This is a genomic window from Streptococcus mitis, assembly GCF_016658865.1.
GTDB classification, from domain to species: Bacteria; Bacillota; Bacilli; order Lactobacillales; family Streptococcaceae; genus Streptococcus; species Streptococcus mitis_BT.
This window is the reverse complement of the sequence record NZ_CP067992.1, coordinates 1388733-1404486: the sequence shown is the minus strand read 5'-3', so window position 1 is coordinate 1404486 and position 15754 is coordinate 1388733. Positions and strand designations below refer to the sequence as shown.

Genomic DNA, 15754 nt, shown 5'->3' with positions numbered 1-15754 from the left:
ATATGTCTGGTAGACTAGTAATTTATCTTGCAATTGCAGTTGCAGTTTTCTTAGTGATTGCTTATGCTATCGCAATCTACGTACGAAAACGCAATGAAAGTAAATTAGCAATTTTAGAAGAGAAAAAAGAAGAGCTGTATAATCTTCCAGTTAATGATGAAGTTGAAGCTGTTAAAAATATGCACTTGATTGGACAAAGTCAAGTGACTTTCCGTGAATGGAATCAAAAATGGGTTGATTTATCTCTTAATTCTTTTGCCGATATCGAAAATAATCTTTTCGAGGCAGAAGGTTATAACAATTCATTCCGTTTTTTCAAGGCCAGTCATCAAATTGACCAAATTGAGAGCCAAATTACCTTGATTGAAGAAGATATTGCGGCAATTCGCAATGCCTTGGCAGATTTGGAGAAACAAGAGTCCAAAAATAGTGGACGTGTTCTTCATACCTTGGACTTGTTTGAAGAGTTGCAACACCGAGTTGCTGATCATTCTGAAGAATATGGCCAAGGTTTGTCTGAAATCGAAAAACAATTGGAAAATATCCAATCAGAGTTTTCTCAGTTTGTTACTTTGAATACCTCAGGTGACCCAGTAGAAGCTGCTGTGATTTTGGATAATGCTGAGAATCATATCTTGGCTTTGAGTCATATTGTTGACCGCCTGCCAGCAATTGTAAAAACATTATCTAAAGAGTTACCTGATCAATTGGAAGATTTGGAGGATGGTTACCGTAAGCTTTTAGACGCTAACTATCATTTTGCTGAGACGGATATTGAATCTCGCTTCCAATTGCTTTATGAAGCTTTGAAGAAAAATCACGAAAATATTGCACAATTAGAGTTGGATAATGCTGAGTATGAAAATACTCAAGTTCAAGAAGAAATCAATTTACTCTATGATATCTTTACACGAGAAATTGCTGCTCAAAAAGTAGTAGAAGGCTTAGTTGCAACCCTTCCTACATATTTGAAACACATGAAAGATAGTAATGCTGTTTTAGTAGAAGATATTCAACGATTAAGTAATAACTACCTGCTTTCTGAAACGGATGTTAGTCATGTTCACAGATTACAAGCTGAGTTAGAATCTCTGGAAGAATCTGTATTGGAATTAACTTCTGAACAAGAAGAACATTCTGAACCTTATTCATTCCTTGAAGAACGTTTGGAAAACTTACAAGCGACTTTGAAAGAAATTGAAGATGAACAAGTTGCGGTTAGTCAACGTCTTGCTCAGATTGAAAAAGATGATATCAATGCTCGCCAAAAGGCAAATGTTTATGTTAATCGTCTTCACACAATTAAGAGATACATGGAAAAACGTAATCTTCCAGGTATTCCTCAGAATTTCTTACAGTTGTTCTTTACAGCAAGTAACCATACTGAAGAGTTGATGGCTGAACTAGAAGAAGCTCGGGTCAATATCGAAGCTGTGAACCGTATGCTTGAAATTACAACAAATGATATGGAAGCACTTGAAGAAGAAACCTATAATATTGTTCAATATGCAACATTGACAGAACAATTGCTACAGTATTCGAACCGTTACCGCTCATTTGATGAACGAATTCAAGAAGCCTTTAATGAATCATTAGAAATTTTTGAAAAAGAATTTGATTATCATGCTTCATTTGATAAGATTTCGCAAGCTTTGGAAGTTGCAGAACCAGGTGTAACCAACCGTTTTGTTACTTCATACGAAAAAACACGTGAGACGATTCGTTTCTAACATAATAAAAGGCTCTATAATATTTGTAGTGGGTAAATCCCTCTATAGATATTATAGAGCGTATTTTTTTGTTCAAAACGAGTAATAGTACTTATTTCTCATTGAAATTATAGCCTGAATTTGATATGATATTTCTATGGATAAAAGTAGAGCAAATCGTGTTGAGCACGATAAAAAGAGAATCGGTTTAATAGCCCTAGTAGCTATCTTTTCAGTAAGTATTTGTGTCCTTGGTTCAATGATTGGATACAAAATATATACAAAGCAAAGTTTTGAACAAAGGATTGAAACGCTCAAGAAAGAGAAAGATGATCAATTGAGTGAGGGAAATCAGAAAGATCATTTTCGTAAGGGACAAGCCGAAGTAATTGCCTATTATCCTCTCCAAGGGGAGCAAGTGATTTCATCTGTAAAAGAAATCATGACACAGGATATTAAGGAAAATCTGGAAGACAAGGAAAATCTGGTTTTTTATTATACGGAGAAACAGGATTCGACTTTAAAAGGGATTGTTAACCGAAGTGTGATGAAACAAGTCTATGATTTAACTTCGTCAAAAGTTGAAGAGACTGAAAAAACTAGTCTGGCAAAAGTCCATTTGACAGAAGATGGTAAACCTTTTACACTTGATCAATTATTTTCAGATCCTAGTAAAGCCAAAGAGCAGTTGTTAAAAGAAATCACCTCTTTCTTACAGGATAAGAAATTGGAGCAAGAAAAGATCGATCAGCTTGTTAAAGGCTTCTCTGACCAAGACTTGTCTGCATGGAATTTTGATTACAAGGATAGTCAGATTATCCTTTATCCAAGTCAGGCAGTTGAAAATCTAGACGAGATTGCCTTACCAATATCTAGTTTCTTTGAAGTTATTCAGTCCTCTTATTTATTAGATAAGGATGCAGAGCTATATAAGGCTTATTATGAAAAGAAAAATCGTAAAGTAGTAGCCTTGACTTTTGATGATGGACCAAATCCTGCAACGACAAATCAAGCCTTAGATACTCTCTCTAAGTACGGAATTAAAGCAACTTTCTTCGTTCTGGGTAAGAATGTTTCTGGAAATGAAGAGATTTTGAAACGTATGAAATCGGACGGCCATGTTATTGGAAACCATAGTTGGAGTCATCCAGTGCTTTCAAAACTTTCCCTTGATGAAGCTAAAAAACAAATTACTGATACTGAGGATGCGCTAACTAAGGTGCTGGGTTCTAGTTCTAAACTTATGCGTCCGCCTTATGGAGCTATTACAGATGACATTCGAAATAGTCTCGATTTGAGCTTCATTATGTGGGATGTGGATAGTCTGGACTGGAAGAGTAAAAATGAAGCAGCTATTTTGACAGAAATTCAGCGTGAAGTCAAGAATGGTTCTATTATTCTCATGCATGATATCCATGCTGAGACGGTAAATGCTCTTCCGAAGGTTATTGATTATTTGAAAGGGCAAGGTTATGACTTTGTCACAGTTCCTGAAATGCTTAATTCACGATTGAAATCACATGAACTATTCTATGACCGTGATCAGTAAGATTTTTACTAAATGAGTAATTGAATAGAAAGTAATTATTTAATAAATAAATTTAGTCTTGTATTAATCGAGGCTAAATTTTTTTTATGTTTAAATCTCGAGAGATAATTGATTAATATTACAATTTTGTTACAAAATAAGTTTTTGATAGAATTTTCAGACAATTTAGGATATAATACTTTTAATTTAAATAAAAAGGAGTGATTTTATGGGAGATTGCAAAGATTTTTGTCATAAAAAGTACCAAATAGCAACGATTTTTCTGCTATCGGTCTTTGCATTCGGATTTGCTTTCGCACAGGTTAGTGCCGATGAGGGAAAATTTGAATCATCAAATCAAGTTACACATTTGGTAACAATTAATAAATTAGATGATTCAAATAATATCGCACCGCCAGTCACGGCTGACAAGAATGCTCTAAATTCTTCTTCGAAGGAAAAAACAGAAGTGACAGAGTCATTAAAACAAGATGAATATAGAGATAATAAGTCAGACAAGGATGAAACCACACAGAAAGAAACGATTGCTATAAAAAGTGAAGAGAAGAAGGAAGAATTAGCAGTGAAAAGTAATTCTTCTTCGGAAAGCTTACAATCAGAGTCGTTATCTCAAGGTGGACATAAAGAAAAGCCAAACAGTATCTCCAGTAATGAAATTATTACTGTCCCTAAAACCTGGGAAGCAGGACATAAAGGACAAGGAACTGTAGTCGCTGTTATAGATTCAGGTCTTGATTTGAATCATGAGGTTTTGCGTATTTCTGATCCGTCAAAGGCGAAATTTAAAAATAAGGATGATATCGAAAAAGCTAAAAAGGCTGCTGGTATTGACTATGGGAAATGGTACAGTGATAAAGTAGTATATGCTTATGATTACTTTGATGGAACTGATAATATAAAAGAGGCTGAAAAAGAGTCTCATGGAATGCATGTTACTGGTATTGTAGCTGGAAATCCTGTTAATAAAGCCCCGAATTCTGAGAAGGTTTACGGGGTGGCGCCAGAAGCTCAAATTATGTTTATGAGAGTTTTTTCAGACAGAGATAAAACTACAGCCTCTGCCCTTTATGTAAAAGCCATTGATGATGCAGTTGCGTTAGGTGCGGATGTGATCAATATGAGTTTGGGTGCAGGTGCGGGTTCAACGGTAGATGCAGGTTCAGATATCATTGATGCAGTAAAAAGAGCACGCGCTAAAGGAGTATCTGTTGTTATCGCTGCTGGTAATAGTAATACTTTCGGTAGAGGTTTTTCACAACCATTAGCAGAAAATCCTGATTATGGTCTCGTTGGAAATCCCTCTACAGTAGAAGATTCAATTTCTGTTGCTTCGATTAATAATAAAATTCTAACTACTGAGGTATTTGAAGTAAAAGGTTTAGAAAATGACGCTACCCTTGATTATGGTAAGTTTGATTTTAATAGACCTGAAACAGAAAAAGATTTTGAAAAAGGGAAAGAATACGAATATATAGCAGCGGGTATTGGTCGTGAAGAAGATTTTGCCAATATTGATGTGAGAGGCAAGTTAGCACTGATTCAACGTGGTAAAATTAATTTTTCTGATAAGATTAAAAATGCTCTTAAACACGGTGCAGCTGGAGTTTTAATTTATAACAACGTTGAAGGTGCAAATGTTAGTATGTCTGTTACAGGTGATGCTAAGAAAATCCCATCTGTCTTTATTTCAAAACATTATGGTGAAGTTCTTAAGTCTGGTCAGTATAAAATTGTCTTTAATCACAAGATGGATAATCGTAAATCAGATGTTGCAGACCAATTATCAGATTTTTCAAGTTGGGGAGTTACAACAGATGGACAATTGAAACCAGATGTTACTGCACCTGGTGGAAATATCTATTCATCATTTAACGACAACAGTTATGGAAGTATCAGTGGAACAAGTATGGCGGCCCCTCATGTAGCTGGTGTCGCAGCATTAGTCAAAGAATATTTAGCAAAGAAACATCCTGAATTATCAGCTAGTCAAATTTCAGAGATTGTAAAAGCTTTAATTATGTCTACTGCAAAACCACATTTTAATAAACAGACTGGAGCCTATACTTCTCCACGTCAGCAAGGTGCCGGTGTAGTTGACACGATGGCGGCAACCAGCACAGACCTATTTGTAACAGGTGCAAATAACTATCCAAGTGTTACGCTTGGTAATGTTGGTGATAAATTTACCTTTGAAGTTACAATTCATAATATTTCGGATAAAGACCGAACATTGAAGATGATTGTAAATACAAATACGGACGAAGTTGAAGAAGGGAAATTCACTCTCCGTCCACGAAAATTAACTGAAACAGTCTGGCCTGAAGTAACTGTGAAAGCTCATAGTACAAAGACGGTAACAGTTAGTGTAGATACAAGTAAGTTTACTGAAGAACTTAGCAAAATAATGCCAAATGGATATTTTCTAGAAGGATTTGTTAGATTTGTCAATCCTGCAGATGATAGTTCTGTTATTGGTTTACCATTTATGGGATTTAAGGGAGAATTCCAAAATCTACCTGCAATTGAAAAACCAATTTATCAATTGATTAAGGAAGGAAACAGTGGATTTTACTCTGAAATTGATAAGGATAATCCAGGAATTTCACCTTCAGACGATGCAACTTATTTAACAAGTTCTGAAAATGATGTAAATGTTTTAAAAGCAGAGCGTCAAGGAAATCGAGTGACTGTACTCGGAGTGAAACAAGATGCTGAAGGGAAATACCATCTTCAATTAGATGAAAAAGGGAACATCCGCCTTGCTATCTCGCCAAATGAGGATGGAAATAAGGATTCTGTTCAATTTAAAACTCTTGTCTATAGAAACTTGGTAAATCTTCGTGCGACGGTTTATGATTCTTCGGATACAACACACAGTCAGCCTATTTGGCAAAGTCGTCCGACAGACCTTGTAAAAAATTATTTTGATGGCGATACTAGAAATCCAAGAAGTTACATTGTAGATAAAACAGCTTGGGGAGGACAGGATTCTAATGGAAATCGAGTCTCTGATGGAATTTATGACTATGTTATTAGTTATAAGCCAGATGTCCCTGGAGCTGAGGAACAATACACAATATTTAAAATTCAAATCGATACACAAAAACCTCTGATTACTTCGGGATATATTCGTTCTCAAAAAGATCAAGAACAATTTATAGCTCGTAAACCTCAGGATGTCGGAAATGGGGGAATTCTTCTAGAAAAAGTCTTTTATATTCGTCCTTCTGAAAATAGAGAAGCGACAGATTCAGAAATCGAACAATATCAGATTATCAAACAAAATGAAGATGGTAGTTATACACTTCCTAAGAACGTTGATAAATCGAAAATCTTTTATTATGTGGAAGACTTTGCGGGAAATGTAGATTTTATATCTCTCAAAGATCTTGTAGGTGAAGAAAATAGTGGTCGTGTAAAAATTGCTATACTAGACAATAAAACCAACGATGAGATTGATACAACTTATGTTTATCGCATTAAAAATAGTGAAGGTCAATATGTAACTGTTGATAAGTCAAAAGATATTAATTTCTTGAAATTTGGACATTATGTTGCAGAGATTTTTAGCTATGACCGTACAGAGTTGAAATTTGTGAGTGCTTTATCTAAGGAATTTGATTTAACGAAAGAAAATAGTTTTCAAACTATTACCTTCTTGGCTAACAAAATGAAATATGCCCCAGTAACGATTGGTTTTAATCAAGCTGTTCCTGGAACTACAACGATTACTTTGGTAGGTGAGGAGGGTCAGAGTCAAGTCTTGCCAGCTGAAACATATGGTAAACATTCTTATGGTAAGAAAGTAGTTACTGGTGAATATAAGGTTCTTGTAAATCTGTCAAATGGTTATGAATTACTTGATAATCTTCAACCATTTAAAGTTCTGTTTGGTAAAAATAATGTTTTGTCACTTTCAGTTGTTTCTAAGTTAGCTCTGATTGCAGCTTTAAATAAACAAATGGAAGTAGTTAAAACTCCGAGATATTATAATACAAAACAGAAGTTAAAAGAGATTTTTGATCAAAGTGTCAAAGATGCGCAACTAGCATTGGGAAGTAAACTTAACCAAGATAAAATTGATCAAATTGTTAATGCTTTAGAGTCTGCTATGCAAACATTGGATGGTAAGGAATCTGATATCACATCATTGAAGAATGCAATTAAAGCATATGCTGAGACAGTGAAAAAAGGTAAATATATAAATTCTGATCAAGAACGCAAAGGTCAATATGATCGTGAATTTAAACTCTTGGCATTATTAATTACAAAAGATTTGATAACTCAAGATGAAATCGACCGTCTATTGACCACTTTCTTGCAAGCACAAGACCAGCTGAATGGGAAAGAAACAGATTTCATGAGCCTGAAGAATGTTATCGTGGATGAAGTGAAGTTCCAAGACAAAGATCCAAGATTTTTGACAGCTGGTAAAGAGGAGAAAGATGCATATAATCTTATTTTCAACAAAGCTAAGTTACTTTTGGAAAATGCAGAAGCTAGTCAAGAAGAAATTAATGAAGTAATTAATGCTCTAAAAGAAACGGCTGTAAAACTTAATGCTAATAAAGTAGAGATTCCAACTAAACCGGTTATAACGATTAATCCAGTTAATCCAGCTAAACCAGTTGTAACGATTAAACCAGCTAATCCAACTAAACCGGTTGTAACGATTAAACCAGCTAATCCAACTAAACCGGTTATAACGATTAAACCAGTTATTCCAACTAAACCAGTTGTAATGATTAAGCCAGTTAATCCAGCTAAACCAGTTGTAACGATTAAACCAGCTAATCCAACTAAACCAGTTGTAACGGTTAAGCCAGTTTCTCAAGTGCAACCTGTTAAAATAGTAAGTCACAATAGACAAGTCTCAACTATTAAGCCTTCAATTAGCAATGATAAAATTGAGAAAGATCCATCAATTATAGAAGCTAAGCATGAGAATAAAACACTAGCTGGAAGTGGTCAACAAGTATTTTTAGCTACAGTCAACAAAGAAGGAAAACAATTACCAGCCACTGGTGATAATAACATGATTTCTATTATGCTAAGTATTTCCGGAATTGCTCTCTTATTGTCAGTTATTGGACTTGCAACTTTTTCAAAAAGTGAGTAGAGAATACAATACATCTTTCTATAGTTTTTGATTTACAGTATGTTACAATTCTGATATAATAGTCAGCAGGAAAGAAAGTCTTATGGCGTTCTTCAAGCGAGCTTGGGATAGTGGGAGCCAAGTAGGATAAAATAAAGAACTGGCACTTTCTGTAGTATTTTCAAAAACAATGAAGTAATAAATTAGGGTGGAACCGCGTTTCTGACGCCCCTAGTCGCAAGGCTTGGGTGTTGAAATTCGGTTCTTTTTGATTTTGAACCTAAGTCTTCTTTCAAGAAAATCAGTCTTTGATTTTCTATATAGTCTTACTGCTTTAGGTCTGTTTAAGCTAGAAGCAGTACTAACTCGTCTTGCCTCGTATGATCGACGAGGCAGACTCGTGTCGCAAGTAATTTATATAAAAAGGAGAAAACAATGTCTAAGAAATTAACATTTCAAGAAATTATTTTGACTTTGCAACAATTTTGGAATGACCAAGGTTGTATGCTTATGCAGGCTTATGATAATGAGAAAGGTGCGGGAACCATGAGTCCTTATACTTTTCTTCGTGCTATCGGACCTGAGCCATGGAATGCGGCTTATGTAGAGCCATCACGTCGTCCTGCAGACGGTCGTTACGGGGAAAACCCTAACCGTCTCTACCAACACCACCAATTCCAGGTTGTCATGAAGCCATCTCCATCAAACATCCAAGAACTTTATCTTGAGTCTTTGGAAAAATTGGGAATCAATCCTTTGGAACACGATATTCGTTTTGTTGAGGACAACTGGGAAAACCCATCAACTGGTTCAGCTGGTCTTGGTTGGGAAGTTTGGCTTGATGGGATGGAAATCACTCAGTTCACTTATTTCCAACAAGTTGGTGGATTGGCAACTGGCCCTGTGACTGCGGAAGTTACCTATGGTTTGGAGCGTTTGGCTTCTTACATTCAAGAAGTGGACTCTGTCTATGATATCGAATGGGCTGATGGTGTAAAATACGGAGAAATCTTTATCCAGCCTGAGTATGAGCACTCAAAATATTCATTTGAAATTTCGGATCAAGAAATGTTACTTGAAAACTTTGATAAGTTTGAAAAAGAAGCTGGTCGTGCATTAGAAGAAGGCTTGGTACACCCTGCCTATGACTATGTTCTCAAATGTTCACACACCTTTAACCTGCTTGACGCGCGTGGTGCCGTATCTGTAACAGAGCGCGCGGGCTATATCGCTCGTATCCGTAACTTGGCTCGTGTCGTAGCCAAAACTTTTGTCGCAGAACGCAAACGCCTAGGCTACCCACTTTTGGATGAAGAAACACGAGCTAAACTCCTAGCAGAAGACGCAGAATAGTGAGTAATACTGTGCTCTAAAATCGTTAGAGGCAAGTCGAAGACTTGCTAGAGGGATATGCACCGCTGTACTGTTATGTGGGGATTTTTGAAACTTTAGGTTCAAAAATCAGTCAGCTAAATCCACTTTGATGAGACTGTTGGAAATCTTGAACAATTTTGCATTAGATTTCCCTACAGACTCACAAAGTTAGTTAGCGACGTCCCAAGTACCTAAGGTGCATATCAAAAAAGATTGAAGAAAATGTAAAGGAAAAAACATGACAAAAAACTTATTAGTAGAACTCGGTCTTGAAGAATTACCAGCCTATGTTGTCACACCAAGTGAAAAACAACTAGGCGAAAAAATGGCAGCCTTTCTCAAGGAAAACCGCCTATCTTTTGAAGCTATTCAAACCTTCTCAACACCACGTCGTTTGGCTGTTCGTGTGACTGGTCTTGCAGACAAGCAGTCTGATTTGACAGAAGACTTCAAGGGTCCAGCAAAGAAAATTGCCTTGGATAGTGATGGAAACTTCACCAAAGCAGCTCAAGGATTTGTCCGTGGGAAAGGCTTGACGGTTGAAGATATCGAATTTCGTGAAATCAAGGGTGAAGAATATGTCTATGTCACTAAGGAAGAAGTGGGCCAACCAGTTGAGAACATTGTTCCTGGTGTTGTAGATGTCTTGAAGTCCTTGACTTTCCCTGTCAGCATGCACTGGGCTAACAACACTTTTGAATACATCCGCCCTGTACACACTTTGACTGTTCTTTTAGATGAAGAAGAGTTTGATTTGGATTTCCTTGATATCAAGGGTGGTCGTGTTAGCCGTGGTCATCGTTTCTTGGGACAAGAAACTAAGATTCAGTCAGCATTGAGCTATGAAGAAGACCTTCGTGCACAGTTTGTAATTGCGGATCCTCGTGAACGTGAGCAAATGATTGTTGACCAAATCAAAGCAATCGAAACTGAACATGGTGTACGCATCGAAATTGATGCTGATTTGCTTAATGAAGTCTTGAACTTGGTTGAATACCCAACTGCCTTTATGGGAAGTTTTGATGCCAAATACCTTGAAGTTCCAGAAGAAGTCTTGGTGACTTCGATGAAGGAACACCAACGTTACTTTGTTGTTCGCGATCAAGATGGCAACCTCTTGCCAAACTTCATTTCTGTCCGTAACGGAAACGCAGAGCATTTGGAAAATGTCATCAAAGGAAATGAAAAAGTCTTGGTAGCCCGCTTGGAAGACGGAGAATTCTTCTGGCGTGAAGACCAAAAATTGGTTATTTCAGACCTTGTTGAAAAATTAAACAATGTAACCTTCCATGAGAAAATTGGTTCCCTTCGTGAACACATGATTCGTACTGGTCAGATTGCTATTCTCTTGGCAGAAAAAGCAGGCTTGTCAGCGGATGAAACAGTTGATCTAGCCCGCGCGGCAGCCATTTACAAGTTTGACTTGTTGACAGGTATGGTTGGTGAATTTGACGAACTCCAAGGAATTATGGGGGAGAAATATGCCCTTCTTTCTGCTGAAACTCCAGCAGTGGCAGCTGCTATTCGTGAACACTACATGCCTACATCAGCTGAAGGAGAACTTCCAGAGAGCAAGGTCGGCGCAGTGCTTGCCATTGCAGACAAATTGGATACGATTTTGAGTTTCTTCTCAGTAGGCTTGATTCCATCAGGTTCTAATGACCCTTATGCCCTTCGTCGTGCAACTCAAGGTGTAGTTCGTATCTTGGATGCCTTTGGTTGGCATATTGCTATGGATGAGCTGATTGATAGCCTTTATGCATTGAAATTTGATAGCTTGACTTATGAAAATAAGGCAGAGGTTATGGATTTTATCAAGGCTCGTGTTGATAAGATGATGAGTTCTACTCCAAAAGATATTAAGGAAGCCGTTCTTGCAGGATCAAACTTTGTTGTGGCGGATATGTTGGAAGCAGCAAGTGCTCTTGTAGAAGCAAGTAAGGAAGAAGATTTCAAACCATCTGTTGAATCACTTTCTCGTGCCTTTAACTTGGCTGAGAAGGCAGAAGGGATTACTACAGTTGATTCAGCTCTCTTTGAGAATGAAGAAGAGAAAACCTTGGCAGAAGCAGTAGAAACACTTACTTTATCAGGATCTGCAAGTCAACAATTGAAACAACTCTTTGCACTTAGCCCAGTTATTGATGCTTTCTTTGAGAATACCATGGTAATGGCAGAAGATCAGGCTGTCCGTCAAAATCGTTTGGCAATCTTGTCTCATTTAACTCAAAAAGCAGCTAAACTTGCACGTTTTAACCAAATCAATACCAAATAAAAATCTGTTAAACGGATTAAATCTTATCATAAAGGAGAGAAATATGGATCCTAAAAAAATTGATCGTATTAACGAGCTTGCCAAAAAGAAAAAAACAGAAGGCTTGACCCCAGAAGAAAAAGTTGAACAAGCCAAACTACGTGAAGAGTATATTGAAGGATATCGTCGTTCTGTTCGCCATCACATTGAAGGAATTAAAATTGTGGATGAAGAAGGAAACGATGTTACACCAGAAAAACTACGTCAGGTACAACGTGAAAAAGGATTACATGGTCGTAGTCTCGATGACCCAAATTCATAATAAATATTCTTTCTTTTAACAAAGATAGATGAAATAATAAGTAAAAGACTAGCAGACAATGTACTGACCCCAAAAAGTTAGACAATTAATTTAAGCAAAGGATTTAGTTCTATATTGTACAGGGCTAAGTCCTTTTAGTTTTACCTTAATTCGTTTGTTGTTGTAGTAATCAATATAGTCTACAATAGCTTGTTCCAAGTGTTCAAGTGACTGAAACGTATTCTCATAACCATAAAACATTTCAGACTTAAGAATGCCAAAGAAAGATTCCATCATACCGTTATCTGGGCTATTTCCCTTACGTGACATAGATGGTTGGATTCCCTTATTCTTTAAAAAATGATGATAGAAATCGTGTTGGTATTGCCATCCTTGGTCACTATGGAGAATTGTATTCTCGTAATGGTTCTCTGTAAAGGCTTGTTCTAGCATAGCTTTCATTTGTACTAAGTTCGGCGAAGTAGAAAGATTGTAGGAGATAATTTCGCTGTTAAAGCCATCTAAAACTGGTGATAAATAAAGCTTTTGGCTGCTTGCTGGAATGGCAAATTCTGTCACATCCGTATAACACTTTTCCATTGGTTTGGTTGCTTCAAATTGACGTTGAATAAGATTATCTGCTTTCTTGCCAACCTCTCCTTGGTATGAAGAATACTTCCTTTTACGGCGAATTCGAGCCGTTAAACCAAGTACTTTCATCAGACGCTGCACCTTCTTATGGTTCACTACGAAGCCACGATTTCGTAATTCTAGAGTCATGCGACGATAGCCGTAATTTCCTTTATGCTCAGTATAAATTGACTGAATTTCAGCTTTAATATCATAATCTTTATCGCTTTGATCCAGCTGTTTTAAGTGGTAATAATAAGTTGAACGGGCAAGCTTAATAATCTTTAGAAGGATATCTAAAGAAAACTCTGTTACCAGTCCTTGAACAATTTCCGTTTTTCTTCTTGCTCCTTTTCGTCCCTCAATCGGAGTTCTCTCAACTTTTTTAGAATGGCATTCTCCGCTCTCAAGTACTCATTTTCTGCTTGAAGACGTTCTAATTCTGTCATATCTTCAAATCTCTTCTTTGGCTTACGTCCCATTTTAGGTGGTCTCCCTCTTGTTTTCTCAACAATAGTATACCCGTTTTTCTTATATTGTGCCAGCCAATTCGAAAGTAATCCACTACTTAGAAGAGCATAATCCAGAGACGCCCTAATTTGTGAATGCCCCTCAAGAAGAACTTTATCAATGATCTCTTGTTTTAGTTCAGGAGAATAGTAACAATTCTTTCCTTTTTTGACGAACTCTATTCCGTAACGATCAATCAATTTAATCATGTACCTAAGATTAGAATTGTTTATCCCAAATTTATTTGAAAGCTTCTCTAAGCTATATCCTTGTTTTCTAAGTTCATAGATCTGAACTTTATCATCATAACTCAATTTCATAATAAAACACCCCAAAAGTTAGATTTTTACTGTCTAACTTTTGGGGTGCAGTACACAAAAACTGCTAGTCTTTTTTTTGCTAAAAAAGGAACCAAGATGGTTCCTAAAATGATTAGTTACTTGCTCCAGATGTAGCGTCAGCGCCACCACCGTGACCACCGGCATCACCTGAATCAGAAGCTCCAGATGTAGCATCTGCATCGCCGTGACCATGTCCGCCAGCAGGAGCTGCAGCATTTCCACCGACTAAACGTTGACCAGTTGTATTGAGGTACCAATCAAGCCATGGTTGGAAATTAAAGATAATCTCATTAATTCCAGCATATGAACCATCTGGGTAGTACATTGCTTGGTAATTATGGGTATTAATAACACCTTCAGGTGTTCCTGGCACAATTGTACGGACATATTCTTGATCCCCGTTACGCAATACGCCGACAACCCATTCAACGTTTTTCATTCTAGAATCTGGCAATGTACCGTGTACTGTTCCTAATCTATTTCCTGATTGAGCACGTACACGTTTACCAAACATTGTATCTGGGTCTTGGTGTGCGTTATTAAAGTACAAAAATTGATTGTTATCATCTGCAAATGTCAATTCAAATGGCATTGCTTTCAAGAACATGTCAATTTGGTTAACTGTCAAGATACCGTGGTCTAATTTAACGTAAGTATCTCCAGAAACAGCTCCAACAAGTTCAGCAGCTTTTTCTACCCATTCAGGATCATCTGGATCAACACCTTGGATGGTAGTTGCAATTGAATTTGTACAATATAAATCTTCTGGCTCAATTGGTTTTGGTTTTTTCAATTTTGAAACGACTCCCACGTATTTTACAAAGTTGTCTAAACATGTTTCAAGGAAATTAACAGTTCCTTCATTTGTGATATTTCCATTAACATCAAAAGCTTCTTTAGCTTTACCAAGAAGGAATTCATTTCCTGGAAGTGTGTAGGCATTGACACCTGGAGCGTCAAGAATCTTACGAAGGTGAACTTGGGCACGTGAAGTACCTTGGTCATAGTAAGAAGCTCCCACAATCATGACTGGTTTGTTTTCAAATGGATGAACTTCATATGAAAGCCATTCAAGAACAGATTTTAGGGAAGCTGAGATTGTGTGGTTGTGCTCAGGAGTAGCGATAATAACACCATCAGCACGAGTAATTTTGTTATATAAATAACGTAATTGGAAACTTTCGTCCCATTTTTCGTCTTGGTTGAACATTGGAACTTCGTCAATTTCGAGAACTTCTAATTCAAATTTGAGTTTGAAGTGACGACGGATGAATTCCAAGAGTTTACGGTTATATGATTGATCGTAGTTTGATCCTACAAGTCCAACAAATTTCATTCTTTTTGGTCTCCTATCTTACAAATTTTCCCAGTCAAAGTCTTCTGCATCTTTACGAAGTAGTGCTTGTGCATTGCGCAATTTTTCTGTGATTTTTACAAAGATACGGAAGTCGTCAAAAGTAGCATCCATTTTTTTGATAACATCAAGATCTACTAGGTCTCCACTTGGGTTGAAAGCTTGAAGAGAATGTGAAAGCAAGAATTCATCTGGAAGGACACTTGCTTTAATTTCTGGGGCATTCAAGATTTGGCGAAGTTGTAATTGGGCACGTGATGAACCAAGCGTACCGTAAGAAGCACCAGTAATCATGATTGGTTTGTTCAAAAGTGGGTAAATACCGTATGACAACCAAGCAAGAGCGCTCATCAAAACAGCTGGGATAGAGTGGTCATACTCAGGAGTACCGATAATAACGCCATCTGCCTCTTCAATTTTAGCAGCAATTTCTAGAATTTCAACAGGTACTTGCTTGTCAGCTGGTTTGTTGAAGACAGGGATGTCTTTAATTTCAACAAGCTCAATTTCAGCTTTTTCAGCAAAGTGTTTTTGCATGTATTGAAGCAATTGGCGGTTTGTAGAACGTTTTGAATTTGTTCCAACAATAGCAATAAGTTTTAACATGAGATTTCCTTTCTCTTTTTACATAATA

General features: G+C 36.9%; 9 protein-coding genes. 6 read left to right on the top strand and 3 right to left on the bottom strand.

Annotated elements, in window-relative coordinates; translation table 11 throughout:
* Window positions 1-2 precede the first annotated feature (2 nt).
* The 6 genes from ezrA (at window position 3) to JJN14_RS07040 (ending at window position 12306) form a co-directional block, all read left to right on the top strand.
* Window positions 3-1730 (top strand): septation ring formation regulator EzrA, encoded by a 1728-nt coding sequence (gene ezrA, locus JJN14_RS07065; protein ID WP_201058261.1) that lies wholly within the window; start codon window positions 3-5, stop codon window positions 1728-1730.
* A gap of 136 nt (window positions 1731-1866) precedes the next feature.
* Complete coding sequence (gene pgdA, locus JJN14_RS07060; protein ID WP_201058260.1) at window positions 1867-3258, top strand: peptidoglycan-N-acetylglucosamine deacetylase PgdA; 1392 nt, start codon at window positions 1867-1869, stop codon at window positions 3256-3258.
* A 208-nt stretch (window positions 3259-3466) separates the two neighbouring features.
* Complete coding sequence (locus JJN14_RS07055) at window positions 3467-8377, top strand: S8 family serine peptidase (protein ID WP_201058259.1); 4911 nt, start codon at window positions 3467-3469, stop codon at window positions 8375-8377.
* Window positions 8378-8791: 414 nt separating this feature from the next.
* The gene (glyQ, locus tag JJN14_RS07050; RefSeq protein ID WP_000038736.1) at window positions 8792-9709 is read left to right on the top strand and encodes a glycine--tRNA ligase subunit alpha; all 918 of its coding nucleotides are present in this window, start codon (window positions 8792-8794) and stop codon (window positions 9707-9709) included.
* 259 nt (window positions 9710-9968) lie between these two features.
* Window positions 9969-12005 carry a glycine--tRNA ligase subunit beta gene (gene glyS / locus JJN14_RS07045; protein WP_201058258.1) on the top strand — a complete coding sequence of 679 codons (2037 nt, stop codon included), beginning with the start codon at window positions 9969-9971 and terminating at the stop codon, window positions 12003-12005.
* A 43-nt stretch (window positions 12006-12048) separates the two neighbouring features.
* A complete protein-coding gene (locus JJN14_RS07040; RefSeq protein ID WP_049492208.1) occupies window positions 12049-12306 on the top strand; it encodes a DUF896 family protein in 258 nt (85 codons plus the stop codon).
* A gap of 90 nt (window positions 12307-12396) precedes the next feature.
* Here JJN14_RS07040 and JJN14_RS07035 read toward each other — a convergent pair.
* The 3 genes from JJN14_RS07035 to JJN14_RS07025 all read right to left on the bottom strand — a co-directional run bounded on the left by JJN14_RS07035 (window position 12397) and on the right by JJN14_RS07025 (window position 15726).
* A protein-coding gene (locus tag JJN14_RS07035; protein WP_201058010.1) for an IS3 family transposase occupies window positions 12397-13745 on the bottom strand; the annotation gives its coding sequence in 2 pieces (ribosomal slippage) (window positions 12397-13295 and window positions 13295-13745; 1350 coding nt in all).
* A gap of 112 nt (window positions 13746-13857) precedes the next feature.
* Window positions 13858-15102 (bottom strand): NAD(P)H-dependent oxidoreductase, encoded by a 1245-nt coding sequence (locus JJN14_RS07030; protein WP_061589828.1) that lies wholly within the window; start codon window positions 15100-15102, stop codon window positions 13858-13860.
* Window positions 15103-15120: 18 nt separating this feature from the next.
* Window positions 15121-15726 carry an NADPH-dependent FMN reductase gene (locus tag JJN14_RS07025; protein WP_201058257.1) on the bottom strand — a complete coding sequence of 202 codons (606 nt, stop codon included), beginning with the start codon at window positions 15724-15726 and terminating at the stop codon, window positions 15121-15123.
* Between the last annotated feature and the right edge of the window lie 28 nt (window positions 15727-15754).

Bases quoted from the DNA above. Each gene is read 5' to 3' on its own strand.
- ezrA (WP_201058261.1), top strand. From the start codon at position 3: ATGTCTGGTAGACTAGTAATTTATCTTGCAATTGCAGTTGCAGTTTTC.
- pgdA (WP_201058260.1), top strand. From the start codon at position 1,867: ATGGATAAAAGTAGAGCAAATCGTGTTGAGCACGATAAAAAGAGAATC.
- JJN14_RS07055 (WP_201058259.1), top strand. From the start codon at position 3,467: ATGGGAGATTGCAAAGATTTTTGTCATAAAAAGTACCAAATAGCAACG.
- glyQ (WP_000038736.1), top strand. From the start codon at position 8,792: ATGTCTAAGAAATTAACATTTCAAGAAATTATTTTGACTTTGCAACAA.
- glyS (WP_201058258.1), top strand. From the start codon at position 9,969: ATGACAAAAAACTTATTAGTAGAACTCGGTCTTGAAGAATTACCAGCC.
- JJN14_RS07040 (WP_049492208.1), top strand. From the start codon at position 12,049: ATGGATCCTAAAAAAATTGATCGTATTAACGAGCTTGCCAAAAAGAAA.
- JJN14_RS07030 (WP_061589828.1), bottom strand. From the start codon at position 15,102: ATGAAATTTGTTGGACTTGTAGGATCAAACTACGATCAATCATATAAC.
- JJN14_RS07025 (WP_201058257.1), bottom strand. From the start codon at position 15,726: ATGTTAAAACTTATTGCTATTGTTGGAACAAATTCAAAACGTTCTACA.